This window comes from Segatella cerevisiae, assembly GCF_024054555.1.
Lineage (GTDB): Bacteria > Bacteroidota > Bacteroidia > Bacteroidales > Bacteroidaceae > Prevotella > Prevotella cerevisiae.
Genome location: NZ_JAMXLY010000025.1, coordinates 1 through 23,980, shown reverse-complemented (window position 1 = coordinate 23,980; position 23,980 = coordinate 1). Strand labels below are relative to the sequence as shown.

The 23,980-nt window shown below is 42.0% G+C and carries 20 protein-coding genes; 6 read left to right on the top strand and 14 right to left on the bottom strand.

Translation table 11 applies throughout. From position 1 onward, the window contains the following. Positions 1-11: 11 nt before the first annotated feature. The 5 genes from NG821_RS07630 to NG821_RS07610 form a co-directional block, all read right to left on the bottom strand. Positions 12-2,696 carry a 4-alpha-glucanotransferase gene (locus NG821_RS07630; RefSeq protein ID WP_252761068.1) on the bottom strand — a complete coding sequence of 895 codons (2,685 nt, stop codon included), beginning with the start codon at positions 2,694-2,696 and terminating at the stop codon, positions 12-14. Between the two features lie 110 nt (positions 2,697-2,806). Continuing rightward, positions 2,807-4,132 carry an SLC45 family MFS transporter gene (locus NG821_RS07625; protein ID WP_252761067.1) on the bottom strand — a complete coding sequence of 442 codons (1,326 nt, stop codon included), beginning with the start codon at positions 4,130-4,132 and terminating at the stop codon, positions 2,807-2,809. A gap of 54 nt (positions 4,133-4,186) precedes the next feature. After that, positions 4,187-5,212 (bottom strand): LacI family DNA-binding transcriptional regulator, encoded by a 1,026-nt coding sequence (locus NG821_RS07620; RefSeq protein WP_252761066.1) that lies wholly within the window; start codon positions 5,210-5,212, stop codon positions 4,187-4,189. Between the two features lie 165 nt (positions 5,213-5,377). Further along, positions 5,378-7,063 (bottom strand): ABC transporter ATP-binding protein, encoded by a 1,686-nt coding sequence (locus NG821_RS07615; RefSeq protein WP_252761065.1) that lies wholly within the window; start codon positions 7,061-7,063, stop codon positions 5,378-5,380. A 138-nt stretch (positions 7,064-7,201) separates the two neighbouring features. After that, entirely contained in the window at positions 7,202-8,035 is an 834-nt protein-coding gene (locus tag NG821_RS07610) for an NAD kinase (RefSeq protein WP_252761064.1), read from the bottom strand. A 95-nt stretch (positions 8,036-8,130) separates the two neighbouring features. Here NG821_RS07610 and NG821_RS07605 point away from each other — a divergent pair, with 95 nt between their 5' ends. The 4 genes from NG821_RS07605 (at position 8,131) to NG821_RS07590 (ending at position 13,160) form a co-directional block, all read left to right on the top strand. Continuing rightward, the gene (locus NG821_RS07605; RefSeq protein ID WP_252761063.1) at positions 8,131-8,715 is read left to right on the top strand and encodes a DJ-1 family glyoxalase III; all 585 of its coding nucleotides are present in this window, start codon (positions 8,131-8,133) and stop codon (positions 8,713-8,715) included. Positions 8,716-8,732: 17 nt separating this feature from the next. Then, on the top strand, positions 8,733-9,410 hold the full coding sequence (locus NG821_RS07600) for a 2-C-methyl-D-erythritol 4-phosphate cytidylyltransferase (RefSeq protein WP_252761062.1): 678 nt from the start codon (positions 8,733-8,735) through the stop codon (positions 9,408-9,410). 91 nt (positions 9,411-9,501) lie between these two features. Further along, positions 9,502-11,604 carry an ATP-dependent DNA helicase RecG gene (recG, locus tag NG821_RS07595; RefSeq protein ID WP_252761061.1) on the top strand — a complete coding sequence of 701 codons (2,103 nt, stop codon included), beginning with the start codon at positions 9,502-9,504 and terminating at the stop codon, positions 11,602-11,604. 593 nt (positions 11,605-12,197) lie between these two features. Continuing rightward, entirely contained in the window at positions 12,198-13,160 is a 963-nt protein-coding gene (locus NG821_RS07590) for a peptidoglycan DD-metalloendopeptidase family protein (RefSeq protein WP_252761060.1), read from the top strand. A gap of 639 nt (positions 13,161-13,799) precedes the next feature. Here the strand turns inward: NG821_RS07590 and NG821_RS07585 are convergent. From NG821_RS07585 to NG821_RS07545, 9 genes are all read right to left on the bottom strand, one after another. Then, positions 13,800-14,576: a glycosyltransferase family 2 protein gene (locus NG821_RS07585; RefSeq protein WP_252761059.1), complete on the bottom strand. Its 777-nt coding sequence runs from the start codon at positions 14,574-14,576 to the stop codon at positions 13,800-13,802. Then, complete coding sequence (locus NG821_RS07580; RefSeq protein ID WP_252761058.1) at positions 14,573-15,841, bottom strand: glycosyltransferase family 4 protein; 1,269 nt, start codon at positions 15,839-15,841, stop codon at positions 14,573-14,575. The genes NG821_RS07585 and NG821_RS07580 overlap by 4 nt, the downstream gene beginning before the upstream one ends. A gap of 452 nt (positions 15,842-16,293) precedes the next feature. Beyond that, positions 16,294-16,776, bottom strand: a complete 483-nt coding sequence (gene ispF, locus NG821_RS07575) for a 2-C-methyl-D-erythritol 2,4-cyclodiphosphate synthase (protein ID WP_252761057.1) — start codon at positions 16,774-16,776, stop codon at positions 16,294-16,296. Between the two features lie 95 nt (positions 16,777-16,871). Further along, positions 16,872-17,486 (bottom strand): fumarylacetoacetate hydrolase family protein, encoded by a 615-nt coding sequence (locus NG821_RS07570; RefSeq protein ID WP_252761056.1) that lies wholly within the window; start codon positions 17,484-17,486, stop codon positions 16,872-16,874. Positions 17,487-17,737: 251 nt separating this feature from the next. Further along, positions 17,738-18,736 carry a translation elongation factor Ts gene (gene tsf, locus NG821_RS07565; protein ID WP_252761055.1) on the bottom strand — a complete coding sequence of 333 codons (999 nt, stop codon included), beginning with the start codon at positions 18,734-18,736 and terminating at the stop codon, positions 17,738-17,740. A gap of 95 nt (positions 18,737-18,831) precedes the next feature. Continuing rightward, the gene (rpsB, locus tag NG821_RS07560) at positions 18,832-19,698 is read right to left on the bottom strand and encodes a 30S ribosomal protein S2 (RefSeq protein WP_252761054.1); all 867 of its coding nucleotides are present in this window, start codon (positions 19,696-19,698) and stop codon (positions 18,832-18,834) included. Between the two features lie 206 nt (positions 19,699-19,904). Then, on the bottom strand, positions 19,905-20,291 hold the full coding sequence (rpsI, locus tag NG821_RS07555) for a 30S ribosomal protein S9 (protein WP_252761053.1): 387 nt from the start codon (positions 20,289-20,291) through the stop codon (positions 19,905-19,907). A gap of 13 nt (positions 20,292-20,304) precedes the next feature. Beyond that, positions 20,305-20,766 carry a 50S ribosomal protein L13 gene (rplM, locus tag NG821_RS07550; protein ID WP_252761052.1) on the bottom strand — a complete coding sequence of 154 codons (462 nt, stop codon included), beginning with the start codon at positions 20,764-20,766 and terminating at the stop codon, positions 20,305-20,307. A 311-nt stretch (positions 20,767-21,077) separates the two neighbouring features. Continuing rightward, the gene (locus NG821_RS07545; RefSeq protein ID WP_252761051.1) at positions 21,078-21,971 is read right to left on the bottom strand and encodes a hypothetical protein; all 894 of its coding nucleotides are present in this window, start codon (positions 21,969-21,971) and stop codon (positions 21,078-21,080) included. 90 nt (positions 21,972-22,061) lie between these two features. Here NG821_RS07545 and NG821_RS07540 point away from each other — a divergent pair, with 90 nt between their 5' ends. After that, positions 22,062-23,057: a glycosyltransferase gene (locus NG821_RS07540; RefSeq protein WP_252761050.1), complete on the top strand. Its 996-nt coding sequence runs from the start codon at positions 22,062-22,064 to the stop codon at positions 23,055-23,057. 62 nt (positions 23,058-23,119) lie between these two features. Continuing rightward, positions 23,120-23,470, top strand: coding sequence for a winged helix-turn-helix domain-containing protein (locus tag NG821_RS07535; RefSeq protein ID WP_252761049.1), 351 nt, complete (start codon positions 23,120-23,122; stop codon positions 23,468-23,470). Positions 23,471-23,980: the final 510 nt, after the last annotated feature.

Below are 23,980 nucleotides of genomic sequence, written 5' to 3'. Positions count from 1 at the left end.
TGAGTTCTTCACTATCCTCTTCCCGACTGACGAATCAACTCTGAAACCATAGTAGAGAATTTTTGATTCGATATCAAATCCTCAATATTCAAATGCATCCGATAACGCCAATAATGATGCGGATCTGAGGGAATGTTGATGCGCTCGCCATTTTCATCAGACAAACGAAGGCTCTCATCTAAAGACAGCCAATCCTGAATACTCAAAACACAAAGCATAGACGGTGAATACAAATGACAGGAAATAATTTCCTTTGCCAGCCAACCCGGTAGCGGATGAGGGGCTGCCCCCTGATGTCCCAATACTGAATGATAATAATCCTGTGTGCGAGACAAGTCCTCGTCCCACCACTGTCTCAAAGTAGGCATATCATGACTGGATATTGTACTGACAGAACGATAGGGATTCCGTTCCAAATGACTAAAACGCATATTTGACTCCTTTGGCATGCTCTGAATTTCAAGGCTGAGGATCTTCAGACGATTGATAACCTCAGGCACACAAGCCGGCACCATTCCCAAATCTTCGGCACAAACTAACATCCGGGTTGATTGGATCAACCGAGGCAATTTCTTCATGGCCTGTTCCTGCCAAAAAGTATTATTCCGACGATAGAAATAGTCGTCATAGAGTCTATTGAAAGCCGCTTTATCACAATCAGACAAACTCTCATAAATAAAATTGAATTGGGCGGAAATCCTAGGATGGAATTTATGACAATCCTTATAGTCACGAACGAAAAGGACATCACTAATCAGAGTGTAAAGCCCATCCCTTACTTGTTTGTCCGACTCGCTCACAGACGCTCCGAAAGTTTCTTTTATCTTTCTCTGTGTGTCATACTCAGGGCGCATACAATAGCACTCGGCATCTATTTTCTCTAAATATTTTTCACGCACCTCGCCTATTCTGTCATGGAACACCCTGTCAAGTACCCAGTCTGTAATAAACGGTTCTGTAAAACGCCTTTCTTGGAAATTGAGTCCATAGCCCCGAATCTCATCTATCGACAGACCTAAGGCAGGAGAGAATTGGCCGAGAATGCCTTGCACAGCATTTATTGGAATCTCCCAAATACGGAAAAAGCCTAAAATATGATCGATGCGATAGGCGTCAAAGTATTTTGCCATATTCTGGAAACGATGAACCCACCACCTACAATGATCTTTTAACATTACGCCCCAATTATAGGTCGGGAAGCCCCAATTCTGCCCATTGACTGAAAAAGCATCCGGAGGAGCGCCCGCTTGTCCGTTGAGATTAAAATACTCAGGTTCCATCCACACATCACAGCCTTGACGATTGACACCAATTGGAATATCCCCTTTCAGAATCACGCCTTTGCTACGGGCATAGCGATGTACATCTTTCATCTGACTGTCAAGGATATACTGTACGAAGAACCAAAAAGAAAGTTGGTCACGACATTCAGAACCACAATCTGACACTCTTTCCCATTCCTTTTCATTCCAAGTTGTATGACCGTGCCATTTAGAAAAATCCGCAGTGTGATATTCATCCCTTAATACGCAATAATGAGCATAGGGAACCAGCCATCGTTCCGTTTCTTTGAAGAACTTCTTAAAATCGGCACTCTTTAAGATCTGCCTACCTTCTTGACCGTACAATTCATGAAGGTACCCGCACTTTGCAGCATTGACCCGCTCATAATCAATCTGAGGAAGGCTATTCAATTCAACCTGTAAATGACGATAATAATCCATACGATCTGTATCCTTTAAAATCGGTAAAGCATTGAAATCAGCATATTGAGGGTGCAGAGCAAAAATACTGATACAACTATAGGGATAGGAATCCGTCCACGTGTGTGTTGTTGTCGTATCATTCACCGGCAATATCTGAAGGACTCGCTGTCCGACCATCGAGATCCAATCGATCATACGTTTCAAATCACCAAAATCCCCGACACCGAAACTTTTCTTACTCCTTAATGAAAAGACCGGCACCAATGTCCCTGCCAGTCTGCGGTTACAACGCTCCAAAAAGGATTGCCCCAATTCATATACGATTGTTGTTCCGTCTTCCATTTGCGGAAACTGCAATATCCTGTTATATCCGGTTTCCCATAAAGGCCGAAGAGTTTTATCCTTATTGAGAACGACAAATTTAAACTCTGCCCGATGGTTCGGGAAATCAGAAGCATCTAAATCTACAATCCACTCATTATAATCCTGCTCAACCATCGCAATAGCCTGAGTCACATTCCAGTCTTTCAAGGCCTTTCCCTGACCAACAACCGCTAACCGTTCACCCTCAACCAGTTGTGGTGCTCTGACTTTTAAACGAACGGTTTGTAGGAAAAGAGAAGGCACTATCCTCCCCACTCTCCGATTATTAACACAATCTGTGAAAGCAGAACTATACAGATAAGAGTCTTCGGGCATATCTTCCCATTTGTCATACAAGATATAGGAATCAGCTTTTTCCGCTGTAATTTCAAGGAGATGCCTAATCAATGTCCATTCACATCTCAAGACCGTCTGTTCCTTTTCCACCTGATAAAAATACCTCAACACCCGAGGCGTCTTTCCCATGGAAACCCGGCACTTCCATTCTTTCCCATCAGATGTATGCATCTCATAACGCAAAGGCTTGATGGTTTTACTCTTAGTCAGGTAAAGGACAACTCTTTCCCCAAACTGAGTTCTATACGCTATATTAAATTTAAATTCCATAGATGTATGCTTGATAATCTCTGTGCTAAATTAATAAAAATCAGTAAGAATTTCATAAAAGTTTCATATAAATATCCAATGCGAATTGCAAACGTTTGCATAATCTCTATTTATTCATTCTCTTTATCTTTAATTAATGATACAAACAGAGCACCTATCAGCAATACAACTCCAGCCAAAATCATCATATTTCCCTGCACTGAACCCATTAAAGAAAGCAATATTCCCCCAAGACTTGCTGCTATAATTTGAGGAATACAAATAGTACCATTAAAAAGTCCCAAGTAAGCTCCCATATGACCATAGCCTTCCAAAGCATTAGTCACAAAAGTAAAAGGCATTGCTAACATTGCAGCCCATGCAAATCCAATAAGAAGAAAAGGAAGGAAAAGCAAATATTGGTCATGAATGAAGGCCGTCATTATAAAGCCAACACTCCCTAAAAAGAGACTCAACCTATAAGAACTTTTCTTATTTTTAACACGTGAAAGTACAATTGCCCAAAGTACACTTCCAATCGCCTGTATAGCAAATAGTACACCGACCCAGTTTCCTGCTTCTTGATACCCCTGAGAACTAGTTGTAGACGGTAACGACATATCAACGGACCAGCAATTGGAAGCTATAGTACCATTTGTATAAGTCCACATGTACATAAAAGCAAACCAACAGAAAAATTGCACTAACCCAACCTTCCAAAAAGTAGAAGGTGCAAGCCTCAACAGTTTAAACCAATTTGTCCGATTTACAATATTTGTCTTCTTAAGCTCATGGTATTTTGCATATTCATCTGGTGGCATTTCTTTTACATGAAGCAAGGTATAAATGACGCATAAAACCAAAATAGCCGAGCCAATATAGAAACTATAAACTACCGAGTCAGGTATAACCCCGGGAACAGCTGTATTAGCAATACCTAAAATCGTAAATAAAAATGGAAATACATATCCGACCAAAGACCCAGCGTTACAGAGAAAACTCTGAATAGAATAAGCTAATCCTTTCTGTTTCTCATTCACCATATCGCCAACCAACATTTTAAAAGGTTGCATAGCCATATTAATACTTGTATCAAGAAACATCAAAGAAATTAATCCAAATACCATCGCCTCATTTACAGACATCCCGAAAGAGCCTGCATTAGGCAACAGGCACATTACCAATACAGCCAAAGCAGACCCCACAATTAAATAAGGTATTCTTCTACCTAACCTACACCAAGTTCTATCGGAACATGTCCCCACAATAGGTTGAACAAGAATTCCCATCAGCGGAGGAAGTATCCAAAAATAACTTAAATTATGAGGATCAGCTCCAAGGGTAGAAAAGATACGGGAAATGTTTGCACTTTGCAATGCATATGCTATTTGCACACCAAAGAATCCAAAACTTAGATTCCAAAGCTTAAAAAAGTTCAAGTCAGGTCTTTCTTTCATTCTATTATCTACTTTTACATATTCTAAAAACTATTTTTATCTTTCCTAGATTTTTTAGCGAGTAGAACCCCTTATTATAAGACGTGTCGGAACAATCTTTTTTTCTATCTTGTCCATAGGTATAGTTCCTTCTACTAACCCAATTAATATATTCGCGGCTTCCACTCCCACTGTCCTTCCCCGCTGTTCCACAGTAGTCAGCATCGGGTCACACGCTTCAGCGCGATATCCATTAGTAAATCCACAGATACTAATATCATCAGGCACTTTAAATCCCATTCGTTTGGCCGTATATAAAGCTCCTATAGCTGTATCATCATTCACTGCAAAGAAAGCATCCGGATGATCCTCCATGGATAAAAGTTCTGGTGTAATTTCCTCAGCTGCAGAACGATTATCACATAAACGGACATACTTCTCTTTTATAAGTAGTCCGTGCTTTAATAAAGCATCCTTATAGCCATTATAGCGGTTTTTTGAAATCTCCAAATTCATGGAAGACCCATAAAAAGCAATACGTTTACACCCCGTTTCAATCAAATGGGATACCGCCATATAGGCTCCTCTATAATCATCGACGACAACTCTAGAACAATTTACACCTGTACAGATACGGTCGTAAAATACCAACGGCACACCATGGTTCATAAGTTTCCGAAAATGATCATATTTTTTAGTATCTTTAGCTTGTGAAACAATAATGCCACATACCTTATTTTTATAAAATGATTCACAAACTTCAACTTCTCGATCATAATGTTCATCGCTTAATGCTACCATAATATGATAACCCCGAATTCTTGCTTCTTCCTCTATCCCTGTAAGTACAGAAGAGAAATAATAATGAACGAACTGTGGAAGAATAACTCCTATGACTTTCATTGGCATATCCCTACTATGTCGGAGGGCTGCTCCAATAATATTTGGATAGAAATTATGTTCTTTTGCATAAACTTGAATGCGAGCTCTTTGCCAACCGCTAATCCGGGGGCTATCTTGTAAAGCCCTAGAGACCGTTGCTATCGACACGCCTAAATTGCGTGCAATATCTTTCATAGTAATTGATTTTTGCTCTTTCATGTTATTCTAGTTACAACTTCAAAGATAATTAAAAACAATCATTCTTCCGTTAATCTAACTCCCTTAATTACATAAAGCTTGCGCAATCGTTTGCATCGGCATTTTAAAATAGGACTGACAAGGTTATTTTCCCTTCCACAACAAGCTTTTATGACAAGTTTGAGTTTAGGATACATCCCTCACTTTCCTGATAGTCAAGGTCTGATCACAATATTTGACCACAGTCTGGCGATGGGTAATAAACAGAATCGTATGCTGATGCTTGGACAGTAAATTTCCTAGGAGACGGCGCTCCGTATCCGGATCAAGTGCGCTCGTCGCTTCATCAAAAATCATGATATGACGATTGCGGAGAAGACAACGGGCAATACTGATGCGCTGAGCCTGCCCTTCGCTGAGTCCTCCCCCTTGCTCACTGCACATTGTCCCCAACCCTTTAGGAAGATCAAACACAAATTCCGCACAACTTTCCTTCAGTGCTTCTCCCATCTCCTCATCCGTCGCATTTATTTTACCCAAACGCAGATTGTCACGAATAGTGCCGCTCATCAAGGTATTGCCCTGAGGGACATAAGAGAAATTACACCGGTGCAAAGGCGACAACTTTTCTGATACGTGGTCATTGTAAATTTCGAGATGTCCTTTCTGTGGATGCAGGAAGGCCAGCAAAAGGCGGATCAAGGTCGTCTTGCCTGCACCTGTCTCTCCCAAGATTGCCGTGGAAGACCCGGGAGGAAAATCAAAAGAAAGATTTTTGATAACATACCCGTCAGCAGTATCATATTCAAATGAAACATCTTTCAAACGAATGCCACAAGAAGGGTTTAAACTGACAGGATCTCCTTGCTCCTCCAAGACATCTTTCTCCAATTCCATCAACCTTTCTGCTGCAGTATAGACATTGACATAAGCCGGAACTAGTTTTGCCATATCCCGAACAGGACCTTGAATGCGGTTCACCAATTGCAGGAATGCCGTCATCCCTCCAAAAGTCAGTGTATGCCGGGACATGCGGACTGCAGCCCAGAAGAAGGCCAGCAGATAGCCGAAAGTAAATCCCAGGTTTACGACCAGATTACTGAACACCCTGAATTTTGTCCGTTTGATGACTTTTTGCCGGAGATGATGCTGAACATATCCCAGACGTCCTACCATGACACTGCCCGTTTCGAGTGTTTTGATCAGTGCACGATGCTGGATCGTTTCCTGTAAAACACTTTGGACTTTACTGTCGAAATGGCGCACCTGACGATTCAGACGCCTCATCCGCCGGACATAAATTTTACTGGCGAGAAAGAAAAGCGGAAAGACTGCTACGATGATCAGGGCAAGTACATGATCCATGGTAAAGAGATAGGTGAAAGCAGCCAGGAACATCACCAACACACTGAGAACAGAAGGAATGGTCTCTGTGAGAAAGATGACCACCGTATTGACATCAAACTCCAGTCTGTTGAGCACATCGCCCGAATGCCGCTTTTCTTTTCCTCTCCATTCCGTACGGATCAACCGGTCGACAAACTGCTGTTGCATTTTGTTCTGAGCTCTGATTCCCAAAACATTGCTGATCCATATATGTGCAATATCTAAGGCGAAATCAAGGATCACGAGGAATGCCATCCAGATGACAGCCCAAAGGATGCTCCCCCGTATCGCTCCGGAAGCAACATCTATAGCATATTTGACAGCCGTGACCTGAACGAGGCTGACGATCACCTCAAGCAATCCGACGGCAGCATTCAAGACAGCTTGCAACCGGTTACCCTTCCAAGCTTTCCAGAGCCATCTCAGAATTGTACGAGTACCATACTCGCTTTCTGGCAATCTAAGAAATGATTTTAATCCTGCCATGTCACTTCCCTGCATACTTTTCCAGGGGATACAGAATCAACTGCATCTCCCCGACCTGCACGCATCACTATTTGATCATAGATTTATTCAGAGTATCTTTCATGTTGTACAGAGCATTTAAGGACTCCATCTATTAGATTATTTCCTTTGTCTTTCATCCAATCCCCACATTAGTTTTTCGCGTAATGTAGAGAAATATCTTCTATTCATCAATTTGACGACATGGATAGAATACGGTGCTTTTCGAATCGTCAATTGTGTTCCCCCGACAAGTTTCTCAGACCTCCCATCCATAGCGACAAGGAAATTATGAGAGCGGGACTCGACCTCCAGTTTAATCACACTGGTATCCGTGATGACGATCGGACGCATATTCAGACTGTGAGGGGCTACCGGAGTAAGACACAGGCTCCGGCTTTGAGGGATGATGATAGGACCACCATTGGACAAACTGTAAGCCGTACTCCCCGTAGGAGTAGTGACGATCAATCCATCAGCCTGATAGTTGACAAGAAACTCATCATTGATATAAGTCCGGATACTGATCATCGATGCCGTATCCCGTTTGGAAACAGCCACCTCATTCAAGGCACAGGGGTAACCTACCAGATGCTCACCATCCGTCTCCACACGAATCACCGTATGGTTTTCCAAAAAATAATTGCCGGCATAAATATCGTCCAAAGCCTCTTCGATCTCCGACGGGAGGACATCTGCCAAGAAACCCAAACGCCCCATATTCACGCCAATGATAGGGATCTGTAGTTCCCCCACCTTTTTGGCTGTCCTGAGGAATGTCCCATCGCCGCCTATGGAAATAGCATAATCGGCCTCTTCCAAATCCCCCGGGTCGACTTGAACCAAAGCATGTCTTTGGGCAAGATATTGCTCAATACGCTGAATACAAGGAGCAATATCCTCCTTCCGGTAATCATTTCCAAAAACGACGAATTTCAACTTTTCTTCGGACATATATTATTTTGCCGTTTCAATCTTTATTATTATATTTGCAAATGTAGCGAATTTTTTTGAAAAGTATTCTTAACAATATAGATAATATAGAGATTATGGCAAAAGTATATGAATTCCTTGCTAATGGCTTTGAAGAAATCGAAGGCCTTGCCCCTGTCGATATCCTCCGCAGAGGTGGTGTAGAGATCAAGACTGTAAGCGTAACCGGTTCTGAATGGGTTCAGACTTCTCACGGGGTGACGATAAAAGCTGATTTGAAATTCGAAGATGCTGATTTCGGAGATGCCGATATGTTGATGATGCCGGGAGGAATGCCCGGAGCAACTAACCTCAATGCCCATCAGGGCGTACGGGATGCTCTGATGGCTCAATATCGTTCCGGTAAGAGAATAGGCGCTATCTGCGCTGCACCGATGGTATTGGGCAGTCTAGGACTCCTAAAAGGCAAGAAAGCCACTTGCTCTCCGGGATTCCAGAAATATATGACCGGTGCCGAATATACCGCTGCCCTTTACCAGGAAGCCGGTACCATAATTACAGGAGAAGGTCCCGCAGCCACCCTGCCTTACGCTTATCGCATCCTCAGTTATTTTGTCGGTGAGAAAGCTGTCAAGGACTTGCAGGTAAAGATGCAGTATGCCCATTTGATAGAAGAAGCAGCAAAAGGCGTCAAATTCTAAGAGACAAGATCGGTTTTATGACTCAGGATTACGTCATCATTACAGCAGGGGGAAAAGGGACAAGAATGGGGTCTGCAGTACCTAAACAATTTCTCCCTATTGGCGGGATACCTGTCCTGATGCGCACCATCAATCGATTCAGGGCATACTCGGACAAGTTGAGTCTCATTCTCGTACTCCCTAAAAGCCAAATCGATTATTGGAAGAATCTCTGCAAGACGTATGAGTTCGACGTCCCTTGTCAGATCGTTTGTGGCGGAAAGACACGTTTCCATTCGATCTACAATGGACTGCAGGCCATACCTGACCAAGCTGAAGGAATCGTAGGCATCCATGATGGCGTCCGCCCTTTCCCTTCAGTTAAAGTCATCACCCAATGTTACGAAACTGCCCGATCGGCAAAAGCTGTCATCCCGGTAATGCCGGTCGTAGAAACATTAAGATACCTCCCCGAACACAGGAATGTGCCTCGGAGCGACTATCGGTTGGTGCAGACGCCACAGTGTTTCAATATCTCTCTACTGAAAAAGGCTTACAGACAACCCTATAATCAGGACTTCACAGATGATGCTTCTGTGGTAGAAGCTTACGGAGAGAAAATAACGCTCATTGACGGCAACAGGGAAAATATTAAACTCACCACACCTTTCGATATGGAAATAGCAGAATTATTCGCGAAGAAAGACTCTTTATAAAGAACTGCCGAAAGTCAATAGAACTCTTTTTATATTTCACACAATCAAAAAATCTTAATTCTCCATTAACAGACAGGAAGAATAGCGCACCTTGAATCATATTCTCGAACAAGACATCAAATTCTTACCCGGAGTAGGGCCAAGACGGAAAGAGATACTGAGTAAGGAACTTGGTATCAATACCTATGGTGACCTTTTGGAATACTATCCCTATAAATATGTTGACCGAAGCAAAATCTACCGCATCAACGAATTGTCAAGCGACATGCCCTTCATCCAACTCAAAGGGAAGATTCTCAGTTTTGACGAGTTTGCCTTGGGGGCACGGCAGAAAAGAGTGGTCGCTCATTTCTCAGACGGCTTCGGTGTCATCGATTTGGTCTGGTTTCACGGTACGCAGTATATCTACAAAAATTATAAGGTTAACACCGAATATATTGTTTTTGGAAAACCCACTGTCTTTGGGGGACGTTTCCAACTGACTCATCCTGATATTGACCCCGCAGACCAACTCGAACTGTCTGCCATGGGGATGCAGCCTTACTACATGACGACTGAAAGGATGAAGAAGATGGGCCTCACTTCCCGCGCCATAGAGAAGTTGACCAAGACTCTCATCGAGAAAATCTCCCTTCAGCCTCTACCGGAAACACTCCCTCCTTTCATCCTTCAGTCACAACACCTCATTTCCCGTGATCTGGCGTTCAACTGGATACACTATCCTCACAATACCGAGGAAATGCAGCGTGCACGACTGCGCCTTAAATTCGAGGAACTTTTTTATCTCCAACTGAATATTCTCCATTATACCAGCGAAAGGAAAAAACGGTATAAAGGTTATATCTTCCAACACATCGGAGAAAAATTCCATTATTTCTATAACCATAATCTGCCCTTCCCTCTTACGAATGCCCAGAAAAGGGTCATGTACGAGATCAGAAACGACATGAAAACCGGCAGGCAGATGAACCGCCTTCTGCAAGGTGATGTCGGTTCGGGGAAAACGCTGGTAGCCTTGATGTCCATGCTCATTGCCATAGACAATGGCTATCAAACTTGTATCATGGCCCCTACGGAGATCCTCGCTGAGCAACATCTCGTTACGCTCCGCGACTTTCTCAAGGACATGAATATCCGTGTCGAACTCCTTACCGGACTTGTGAAAGGCAAGAAACGTGAAAAGATCCTTGAAGGCTTGGCGAATGGCGACATACAGATTTTAGTAGGCACACATTCCATCATCGAAGATCCTGTGGTATTTCTGCACCTCGGTCTTGCGGTCATCGACGAGCAGCATCGTTTCGGTGTCAAGCAAAGGGCAAAACTGTGGCTTAAAGGAGAGCGTCCCCCTCATATTCTGGTCATGACGGCTACGCCTATCCCCCGGACTCTCGCCATGACCATCTATGGTGACCTTGATGTCAGCGTCATCGACGAACTTCCTCCTGGGCGCAAACCTATCGTCACAACGCACTTCTATGACACTCAGACGACAAGTTTCTATGGTATGGTCCGACGACAGATACTCCTTGGTCGGCAAGCCTATATCGTGTTTCCGCTCATCAAGGAAAGCGAAAAGTCTGACCTTAAGAATCTTGAGGAAGGATTTGAGACCCTCAAAGACATTTTCCCGACATTCAGACTCAGTAAGGTGCATGGGAAAATGAAATCGGCTGAGAAGGAAACTGAGATGCAGAAATTCGTGAATGGAGAGACGCAGATACTGGTGGCTACAACCGTTATCGAGGTGGGAGTCAATATCCCTAACGCCACTGTCATGGTCATCCTTGATGCCCAGCGTTTCGGTCTATCCCAGTTGCACCAGTTGAGAGGCCGTGTCGGACGGGGCGGGGACCAGAGTTTCTGCCTTCTCGTGACCAATCATAAACTGAGTGAGATTACTCGCAAGAGGATTGACATCATGTGTGAAACCAATGACGGATTCCGCATTGCCGAGGCAGACCTAAAACTCAGGGGACCGGGGGACTTGGAAGGCACACAGCAAAGTGGAATAGCCTTGGATCTGAAACTGGCAAATATCGCCCAAGACGGACAAATCATACAATTAGCCAGAGAGCAGGCTCAACAGATCGTTGACCATGACCCTCAATGTGACAAGATAGAGAATCAGATGCTGTGGACAAGGTTGAACCAACTTCGAAAGACGCACATCAACTGGGCAGAAATCTCATGATCTCTTCTGACTGTAGCCGATGCTAAGCCAGACTTTTGAACGACAGATTCTCCAGTAATTACACTAGCAAGAGGACCAAAGGCCTTGAATCAGATAAAGAGCATCCTATCTTTTTCACTTTTATTAAGTTAAAACGGTGATTTGCATAAAAATCCAAATCCTAAATAAAAAGCAAATCCACGTCACTTTCAATTGCCGAAGAACTCAAATTCAAAATGTAAGTAATAAAGAAATTGATACTTTAAACATTTTACAATTTAGAGGGAAAAGATTACTGTTTACGTAAATAATTGATTTATATCAACCCTAAAAATTTACAAGAACTTGTAAGGAAAAATTGAAATATATACCAGAAGAACAGACGAAAGAAATCGCAGGAAAAGCCTGAAATAAACGGTTTGAAAAGCCAAGAATCCCAGAATCGGTTTCTGTTAAACCGCAATAAAAACTGTTAAGGGTGTTGGCATTTTGCAATATTTTCGTTACATTTGCAATGTCATTTATAAAAAAAGCTTTTATATAATGACAGTTTATTCTCTAAGGGGAATCATTTAGTTTCCCATTGAAAAACTTAAACCTACATCACACACCGCATGAATTTAAAAACAAATATCAAGAAATTATCTATAGCAGCATTGTTGGTCCTCACAGCAATTCCAGCTTGCGGACAAGACCTTTTAGCGAGAGAGGCACCAGTGGATCGTAAAATGAGAGCAGTTGACACTGTTGCAACCAGATATTATATCATCAAAGAGAATCGTGAAAATCCTGCTGCAGATTTGTATGCAGACTTTTCCAACCAATACGCCCATCGGGCAACTCCACTACCAGACCATTTTAAAATAGACTTACGAGGTTTCTGTATGCCAACCCCCAGTCGTGTCATCACGTCCAACTTCCAATATCGTTGGGGCAGGATGCACAAAGGTCTCGATATCAAGGTATATATAGGCGACACCATCCGCGCAGCATTCGCAGGTAAAGTGCGTGTCGTGAGATACGAAAGAGGCGGCTATGGACACTATATCGTCATTCGCCATAACAATGGCCTTGAGACCATTTACGGTCATCTGTCCAAGCAACTGGTCTCAGAGAATCAATATGTCAAAGCAGGCGAACCTATAGCCTTAGGAGGCAACTCTGGGCGCAGTACAGGTTCGCATCTTCATTTTGAGACACGTCTATGCGGTGTAGCTCTCAATCCTGCTCTAATGTTTGATTTCCGCAATCAGGATGTCGTAGCCGACTATTATATTTACAACAAAGATACTTATCAAGCTGAATCTGCAGAAGCCACTCGCCTGAGAGGCAAACGGGGCAATGGCAGTTACAGTCGTTCTGATGTCTATGGAAACAGCGAGGTTGCTTCCACGAAGCAAGAAGAGACACTTGAAAGAGAGTTTGGAGGTCAGAACATGTATCACAAGGTGAAAAGCGGAGAAACGCTTGAATCGATTGCACGGAACAGAGGTGTTTCCGTGGATCAGATCTGCAAGCTTAACCACTTGACGAAGTCTGCCAATATCAGACCCGGCATGATCCTTAGATATTCTTGATATTACATCACATTCATTTTCAATACCGTTTTTACCCGCTGATCACAAGTAATTAGCGGGTATTTTTTGCTCTACTTATAACACTCTTTTTGTCTTAAATTCAAGCGTGATTGTATCGCACTATGTCAAGCCATAGGAAGAGACCAATATGTACCATAATGGTATAGCGAAATGGTGCATAATGGTGCACCATTATGCACCATTTTGGTGTCTATCTATTATGAAGGTTACACCTGCTCTCCCATAAACCTTAGTGGCAGGAACTTTCCTTCCTACCCAACAGGCTCACAAGACCATTTCTTCATTGACAGATAATGCCATAACTCCATATCAGGTTTGACTCTAGCAACAACAATAGTATAACGACAAATCGTCTGTCATAAGTCTAAACGATGAATAAACAAAGGGAAGCGACATGATGCTCATGGAAATGCAGAAACGAAGAAAATCTGTTTTCAAGTTTTACAAAGAATCAGGGAATTATCACTAATAAAGAAAACGCTCCCCCACTTATTGCCTGATGAAACAACAAAACAGAAGGCATTGAATTGGTTTTCAAATAATAGAAGATATTGAATTTATAGGGATAACCTAAAATCGAAAAAGTACAAACAAGGTAAAGCCCCTACAAACTTTACCTCAACGCTTTAAGAAGGCACGAAAAGCAAAATAAAAATGAACCCATAGTGTGGTTAACAGACCGTAATGCTTCTTCATGACCTGAAACCGCTCGATCAATGACGCTTTATGGTTTTTCGTTGTCAGCCCCTCTGCCAGATAATTCGTCACGACCCCATGCACATTCCGTAATGCCAATCCCCTTTGTGCACATTCACGCATGATACGGATACACCAATCGACATCTGCGGAATAATGATAAGCGGTATCATAAGGAACTGTCTTGGCAATCTGAGTCAAAGCATAAAAAGACTGATGACATACCAGCATCCCCCATTTAAAACTCTTCCAGGAGAGATGCTCAGGTGGGCATAACCGGCGATGGCGCAGGAAATTCCCGTCCTTATCCACGATATCCGTATCACCATAAAGCACCCCCGGCAAATCCTCTGACTCCCCGACACTCAAAGAAATCCGGTCTAAAGTGTCCTCATTAGGGAAAGTATCACCTGCATTCAGAAATACGACATACTCATTTGTTGCTAATTGCAGACCTTTATTCATGGCAAAGTAAAGTCCCTGATCTTTCTCAGAGATGACTCTTACGGAATGCCCGGTGCGCTCTTGGTCATTCACAAACTGGTAATTTTTGACGATGGCCAAAGTCTCATCCCCCGAAGCACCGTCTATGATCAGATGTTCAATGCCTCTATAAGTTTGCCTTAAGACACTCCGCAGTGTTCGTTTCACTACTGCCTGAGCATTAAAAGTACATGTAATAATGGTAAAAGTAATCATAGCCGATAATGCTTAAACGCTCTGACCTGGTTATAAATATCAATATATTTCATGGCCACGGCATGTTGGGAATAGTTAAGTTCCACCTTATGCCGACATTCTTGTCGGATAGCATCCTGGTCCACCTCGGAGAGTATCGAATAGATGCCGTCTGCGAGATCTTCCACATCTTTGAAATTCGCCAAATATCCGTTTTTCTGATGGTCTATCATCTCCGGAACACCGCCTGTCCGAAAGCCGACACAAGGGATACCGCATGCCATCGCTTCCATAATCGTATTGGGAAGATTGTCTTCAAGAGAAGGCAGGACGTAGACGTCTACTGAATTGTAAATATCTACTATCTTCCTTTCATCTTCGACATAGCCTTGTGGAAAAACAGGGAGCAATAATTTATTCGCGATTTCCTCTGAATGGCCCCCAAGGACAACGATGCCCGTATTTTGCTTCATATCAGGGTGCTTCTCCACCAACTTCTGAATAGCTGCCGTAAAATAAGACATGCCCTTCCGCTCATCAGTAACTTTTTGAGATACAAACAAAATCAGTTTCTTATTTGCAGGCAATCCCACTCTCAAGCGCGATTCTTTCCTATCCTTCGGAAAGAAGACATGCGTGTCTATCGGATTAGGGATATCCGTCAGACTCAGTCCTGTAAGCAAGGTACTCTGCGAAGCCTGGTTTCTAAGCCATTTACTGCAAGTGACAAAATAGATGCTACCGGCTTTCAGCAGTGCCTGTTTTCTATGCCAGATCCGATAAGCCAGATCGTGTTCAGAACCGCCATTAGGCAGTAACGGGCAATACTGGCAAGTGGAATGAAAACGAGTACAACCACGGGCATAATGGCAAATACCTGTAGCTGGCCACAGATCGTGCATGGTCCACACGACAGGTTTTCCACTCTGCAAGATCTTCCTGATATTTTTCAGAGACAACATACCCTGATTGATCCAGGAAAGGTGGATGATATCAGCCTCTTTAAATTCCCGTAGTTTTGTAATGTCGGTACCTGCATTGGCAATATCTATATCCCAAAGATGATCTTTATGAAAATGCAAATGACAATAGATGCACCACCGTTCCCATAAGAATTTCAGATGACCACTATGGGGCAAATGAGCCACGGTAATATTTTCTGATTCCTTGTTCTTCACCAGCATTTTTGCCTTGACGCCATTATTGTTAAGCGCATCCATCAAGCGGTTAGCCGCAACTGCAGCTCCACCAGTATGTTCACTTGTATTCACAATCAGAACTCGCATAGTATACCCTTTCTTTGATAACGATCTGCTATATCTGTCACCTGAATTGCAAAGTTAATAATAAAAAAAAGAACGAAAGCATAAAAACAAAAAAATACGCTACGACCCTCGTCGGGCTGCAGCGTACTGCCTATGTTTAACTAAAAAATCTTTCTTAACGAAAGACAGTCTCGCGACTCCCTTTGTCATCTGTTAAACAATCATTTAAATCTACCTTAAACCTAATAACTAAAAACCTAAATTTATTACTACTAACCTAAACAATCTATTAACCTTTTTGTACTTGCAAAGATAGCCTGCTTTTTGGACCTTTGCAACAATAAACTGGACTTTTATCACAATCTGTCGATCTTCTTGACATATATCAACTTTTTGTGTGCGAACACATCCAATACTCCGACTTGCACGCTCATAAATGGAATTCACCTCCCCAAAGATGGCCTAAACGGCTTTCATTCAGTTTTTTCAATCAGAGCCACGGCATAAGCCGAAATACCTTCCATACGACCGGTAAAGCCCAACCGCTCGGTAGTAGTGGCTTTCAAGGAGATATCTTCTTCATCCACTTCCAGGACATTTGCCAAGCAAACTTTCATATCGGGTATATGAGGATTTAATTTAGGCTGTTCCGCACAGACTGTGGCATCAATGTTGCCCAACCGATATCCCTTCTCAATGACCAAATCCATCGTCTTACGGAGGAGAATCTTACTGTCGATATTCAAAGTTGAGGCAGCTGTATCCGGAAATTGATAACCTATATCCCGCAAATTGGCTGCACCTAAAAGTGCATCGCAAATGGCATGAATCAGTACATCTGCATCACTATGCCCTAAAAGGCCTTTGGCATAATCTATGCGGATACCACCCAACCAAAGTTCGCGCCCCTCAACGAGTTTGTGAACATCATAACCTAAACCTACTCGTATTTTCATCACCTTATAACTTAAATCTTTTCAAGTCTATCTATCTTGTGCACCTACTATCTCTCAATCCATGACTATCCCTCAGTAATTGAGTCCATATCCATTTATTTCAAGTTGAAATCCAAGACTTTACGGTCTTCCAGAAATCCGGAAATATGATCCTCGATATGTGCCGGCATTAAATCGACAGGACAACCCGTATAAAGCATATCACCGGTTTTCAAGGTATCATACATACTAATGGAGGAAATCAATTCATCTACCGTATAGCCCATGTCTGAAGAGCAACTCTCCTGACTGACTGCATCGTTGACGTTCAGATGGAAATGGATGGCCTGGACGTTATAGAATTTCTCTTTGCTGACCCATTCCCCAAGTGCCGCAGAAGCGTCAAAGCCCGTTGCCTTATCCCAAGGCAATCCGCTTGTCCTCAGTTTCTTCAACAAGTCAGAGGCAATGAAGTTGACACCTACAGTTACAGCGTCATAATAACGATAGGCGAAGCGTGTAGGAATAGACTTGCCCAAGCGACAAATACGGACGACTAATTCAGCACAATACCTGATCTCGCCCAAATTATCCGGAATGAAAAAAGGTTTACTGCCTTTAAGTAAAGCCGAGTCCGGTTTGAGATAGATCACAGGCCCCTTAGGTAACGAAGCATCTTGTAATGCTCCGGTTTTACTCGGATAATTTCCTAATACTGTAAATATTTTCATCCTTTATCAATCCTAACATTAAGATGTTCCGTCTGCAACTTGGGTATATAAAATCGTAAAGCCCCATCCCTGTTTCTCCTAAAGTCATACGATTTTCTGAATGCTGATCATAGAAAAAGACAAAGGGGAGAGAAAGAAAAAGTGTCTGCTCTTCAGTAGAAAAACAGACACTATATGAATATTTTCCGTCTGCCTTACATACCCCATTTAATAAACGGGTAAGGGACAAACAAGACTTTACTTCCGATTTTTTATTCAGCCAACAAAGTAAAGCGTCTAAAATCAACGATCTTCAAACCTTCACCCTGTTTCTTGAGCCAGTCAGAAACGCTCACCTTATCGCCATCAGCGAATTGGAATTCCTGATCAACCAGGCAATTCTCCTTATAGAACTTATTCATACGGCCCTTGGCGATATTCTGGATCATCTGTTCAGGAAGATGAGCAGCTTTCTGTTCAGCAACCTCTTTTTTGATCTTACGAATCTCATCAGCGTCAGCCTCAGTAATCTCTTTCTTCAAGATTCCCTCGTTAAGATGCTCTTCGCTCTCAGCGATATAGAGATTATAACCAGCCTTCTTCAGTGCATTAGTGACAGCCTTTTGAACTTGTTCTTCCTTGGTCTTTTGGACAGCGATTTCCAGTTCTTTCGTTTTGGTCTCCTGAGAAACATGAGCCTCATCAAGGGCAACCGGATTCATGGCAGCAACCTGCATAGCCAGTTTATGTCCGGCCTCTTCATTCTCTTCATTCAACTGAACCATAGTAGCCAGAAGGTGCTTGTTCATATGATCATAGACAGATACGTGATCACCTTCAATGAAATTATAACCATCCAAGTCCATATGCTCACCGGTGATACCAGAACGATGCTTTACAGCCAGTTCAGCCGTGTCACCATTAGAGAGTTTCAGTTGTTTGACCTCATCCAATGATTTACAGTGATTGGCAATAGCACCGTCCAGGATTTCCTGAACCATAGCGATAAAGTCTTTCCCCGCAGCAACGAAATCTGTTTCACACTTCACGCCGACCATAGCTGCAAATCCAGGAACCTTCTTGACAAGGATACAACCATTGGAAGTTGCACGGTCAGAACGCTTTGCTGCAATAGCCAACCCGCGTTCACGGACGAGTTCTATTGCCTTATCCATATTGCCTTCAGACTCTACGAGAGCTTTCTTGCAATCTGTAAGACCTGCACCGGTCATCTTACGAAGTTTCTGAATATCTTGAATCGAAACCTTCATTTTAATTTTCCTTTAAATTATTAAAAATAAAAAAGGGTCCAAACATTTCAGTGCAAAGATTCCTTGCACCCCGATTATGTGGACCCCATATCATTTTATTCAGCTGCAGGAGCTTGTCCTTCAGCCTTTGGCTCTTCCTTAGCTTCAGCAACTGGTTGAGCCGGTTCTGTTTCTACAGGAGCCTCACTCTTACGAGCTTTTCTGGCAGAACGCTTAGGATTTTCTCCAGCTTCTTCTTTCTGCTCTGCAGCAGCTTTCTCGTCAGCCTTCTCTACCTTGCGCTCTTCCAAGCCTTCGGCAATTGCACCGCAAACTGCATTCAGGATAACTTCAATAGAATCCTTGGCATCATCGTTTGCAGGAATGACATAATCGATATTACGGGGATCTGAATTGGTATCAACGATACCGAAAACAGGAATACCCAGACGGTTAGCTTCTCTGACAGCGATATGCTCTTTGAGGACGTCAATGACGAACAATGCACTGGGTAAGCGAGTCAGGTCAGCGATAGACCCGAGGTTCTTCTCCAGCTTTGCACGTTGACGTGTGATCTGCAGCAGTTCACGTTTAGACAAATTTGAGAAAGTACCATCATTCATCAGTTTGTCAATGTTTGCCATTTTCTTCACAGCCTTTCTGATTGTTGGGAAGTTAGTCAGCATACCGCCCGGCCAACGTTCAACAACATAAGGCATATTGACAGATGCAGCTTTTTCAGCTACAATGTCTTTGGCCTGTTTTTTAGTAGCGACAAACAATATTTTCTTGCCAGATTTAGCGATACCCTTCAAAGCCTCTGCAGCCTCATCTATTTTAGCTACAGTTTTGTTAAGGTCAATGATGTGGATACCATTACGCTCCATAAAGATATAAGGAGCCATAGCAGGGTTCCATTTTCTATGAAGGTGTCCGAAATGACAACCTGCTTGGAGTAACTGGTCAAATGTAGTTCTTGACATTTTTTTATAATTTAATTGTTTACTTTCCTTTTAATTCTTTTCATTAGGAACAATCGACTGGTAGACGAGGATTTAAAATCCTGAGAACAGGTTTTCAATTGCTTTAGGCAATATCCAGCCCCATTCCACACGAATCCAGTCAATTTGGATACTAAACTTCGCTCAGTACTTTCCTGATTTTGAAAAATCCAAATTCCGCAATGCGTTTAACGCTTACTGAACTGGAAGCGACGACGAGCCTTTGGACGTCCTGGTTTCTTACGCTCAACCTTACGGCTATCACGTGTAAGGAATCCTGCATCCTTCAATGCTTTCTTGTCATCAGCATTTATTTTCACGAGAGCACGGGCAATAGCAAGGCGCAAAGCCTGGCTCTGGCCGGTAAAGCCTCCACCGAAAATATTTGCCTGAATATCATACTTTCCATCGGCATCCAACTGTTTCAGCGGCTGCAAAACAACATAACGGAGAATGGTTGATGGGAAATATTTTTCAATATCTTTTTTATTGATTATGATCTTACCGGTTCCCTCTTTCAGGTAAACACGAGCTATAGAACTCTTGCGGCGACCGACTGCATTTATTACTTCCATCTTAATTTCCTAATTATTTGTACTGATTAATATCAATTTTCTTCGGTTTCTGAGCTTCTTTGTCATGCTCAGCGCCTTCATAGACATAGAGATTATCCATCAACGCACGGCCTAAACGACCTTTAGGAAGCATACCCTTAACGGCGTGACGAATGATTTTATCTACGCCACCGGGACGCTTACGCAATTGTTCAGGGTTGGCGAAACGCTGTCCTCCAGGATAACCTGTATAGCGAATATACACTTTATCTGTCTCCTTTTTACCGGAGAAAACGACCTTATCAGCATTGACTAAGATGACATTATCACCACAATCAACATGAGGTGTAAAGCTGGGTTTGTACTTTCCACGAAGAAGTTTGGCAACCTTTGTGCAGAGCCGACCTACTACCTGGCCCGTACAATCTACGACGACCCACTCTTTCTTCACTGTTTCCTTATTAGCAGAAATAGTTCTGAGACTTAATGTGTCCATTTTAATTTTTAATTTACTACTAAAAAACTTTTATGCGATTTGATTCAGTGTACTTTGTCACTCCCCAGTCTAAAAGAGAGCAAGCAAGATAGGCTCACTGATGCGTAAACGATTCACTAACCATGGCAATCGGCCAAAACTACCATTATTAACACGAATACACACGGGAATCCTAAGTGCATTCCCGAACAATCAGGTTGCAAAGATACATAATTTATCTTAATAAGCTTGACTTATCTTCTGCCGTACATGACAAATTAAATATTGTTAATACAATTTGCAATATTTAATATAGTCAACAAGTTGAAGGACTAACCATTTGTGCGAAATTTATCAACCTTTTTCTTATCCCATTCTGCGTCAAGCAAATGCCGCTTCAATTTGTCAAGATTATAGGAATTGATATACCTTAACTTTTTAAACAGCCCATGATTATAGGAAAGATAAAGTTGCCTCGGCATGTAAACTCCATACAAAGTGGTCTTACTGTCAAACGTACTGAAGAACCTACCATGACCACTTAGAATCCACATTTCTGCATTAAAACGATTCTTCATTTTGTCACCTTCAAGTGCCGGCAAACTAACAAGGTAATTAGAACGAGCCCACCAGAAATTACCCGAATAATGAGAATGACAAGTATAAGGGGGATCAATCTTTAATGTTCCATAGGTATCATAACCATCCATCAGGACATTAGCGGCGACCTTCCACTCATAAAATGTAAAATACTCCATCATCTTACGCCAGGCCGTCACATTGCGTCTGAACTTTCTATAAGTCAAGGAGTGGTTTGTCGTAGACATGAGGGAAATGCCTTTCGTATGGAAATAATACACCAGACATTGGTGCGTTTTACAAAAGTTTTGCATGAAATTCAAAGCAGGAAATTCAAACTTTGTTTTTATCCTTTCAATAGAAATAGCTTCCCATTTTTCATCTGCCCCGATAATTGATCTCAATTCATCTAAATCACTGTCTCTACTAACCACACAACTGATAAACAACTTCTGTGTAGCTTCAAAAAGTCCGGAAGATTTTAAACTTTCAATCTGATCTCTCACCAAATTCTGCCAGCCAGGTGCACAATATACATGATAAATACCATATATAGGGAGCAGGTTTTCCGGAGAATGATCCCATGGGGTCAAATCATAACGCTTATAAACATGGAATACAGAATCATATAATGATTTTAGAGACATAATCGTAAATAATTGATTTTGCGACAAAAATACATATTATTCTTTGAACATCAACGATTTAATTGTAAATTTGCACGAAATATTATTAAAATGGACAAAGACAATAAAATATCTGTTATTATCTGTACCTATAATGGAGAAAAGTATATCCGTGAGCAAATCGATTCTATTCTAAAACAAACTTATCCTGCATATGAATTGATCATACAGGATGATGGATCTAAAGACTCTACACCAGATATTTGCAAATCCTATGCCCAATCATATCCATTTATCAAATTCTATCAGAATTCCATCAGACTCGGATTTAATGAAAATTTCAGGACAGCTACTTTGAGAGCTACAGGAGACTACATTGCCCTGTCTGATCAAGACGACGTCTGGTATCCAGATAAACTGGAAAGGCAAATTGCAGCTATTGGAAATCATGATATCTGTTTTAGTTGTCATAATCGGGGCACAAGTCCTGAACATACCGTCTTTGTCACCCCACAATATGCACTTGAAGCCCTTCTCTTTAATGCTTTTGCAGGGCATACGATGCTCCTTGAACGCCATTTTGCACAGGATCAAAGTCATTGGTTGGGATACATCCCCTATGACTGGAGCCTCGCGATCCAAGCACAACTCCACCACGGAATCGTACGTATAGAAAAACCTCTCAACTGGCACCGTACACACCAAGAATCTACAGTGGCTGTCGAACAAAAAAAATTCCATAAAGAGTTTGACCACAAACTTACTTATCAGCCTTATCTCTATGGACTTAGAAATTATCGTGCACTCCAACAGAAAGAATCCTGGAATTTGCTTTACAAGTACATCTACGATTCTACTTCCAACTCTTTTCAACCTCTTGCCCACACTATGAGTGGCCTGATGTTAAAGAAAAGTATCTTTGCACTTTTGCATTTGTGCTATCTTTGCATGAAGCACAGACATACGATCTACTACAATAACAACGCGAAAGGACTTTCAGGTATTATCAGAAGTTTCTTCTATCCATTTATTTTCTCCTATAATAATATCCAATTTGATCTCTGCTCTACTTCGAAGTATAAGGATAGCCACTCAACTATCAACTGAATCGTTGGAGATAGAGAACGACTTTGGCATTATTATTGCTCTAACTTCTGAAAACGATAACGATGCATGGACCTTTTCACATTATAGGAAACATAGAGGTCAAGAAAAACGAAACGACCTTTCTTGACCAAAAAAGGATTGATCTTTTAAGATGTATCCGCCACACTGGTTCTATCCGATCAGCCTCCATGACGATGAATATGTCCTATCAACAGGCATGGTCTTCCATCAAAATCATGAATGCGCTCTCGCCACTTCCAATAGTCATTAAACGCAGAGGTGGCGCAAAGGGTGGCGGTGCAGAAGTCACGAACTATGGCGTTACCTTAATTCGGAATTTTCTAAAGACAAAACAACAGCATACAGAATATTTACAGGGATTGGACGACATATGGAAAGACTGTCTACTCTGATCCTGACAATCGAAAGTTTCTCTCTTTAATCAGAGATTGTCTAGAAAACTTCTTTTATGTTTTCCTAACCCCAATCCTCCTCCCGTATTCCCAACTTTTAATGACTCACCATTAGCTCAATTAATTTTAAACTTAGTATACTAGAATATATTTAGACCTCCATATTTCCACAACTGACTGATAATCTATTCCATACGCCAACCATTCATTCATCGCATAAATCTTTATCAATAAAGGATAACTGGGTAAAAGTGGTCATAAGTACGTTTTACTACACCACATCTACACCCATTTTACCTTCCTGAAGCACCTTCCTACATTTTTGTAAAATACTACTAAAAAACTACATTCCTGATAGGGAATGTACGGTCTAAATGAAAGAGAATGTCTTAGCCTGGAAAAAGTTGACTTAAAGAAGTTAAATTTAAATCAGGAAAGAGATGAAAAAATATTACGAATTTACGGAAGCAGAGCAACGGTCAGTACTGAAGGATTACTACGAAGGCTGTA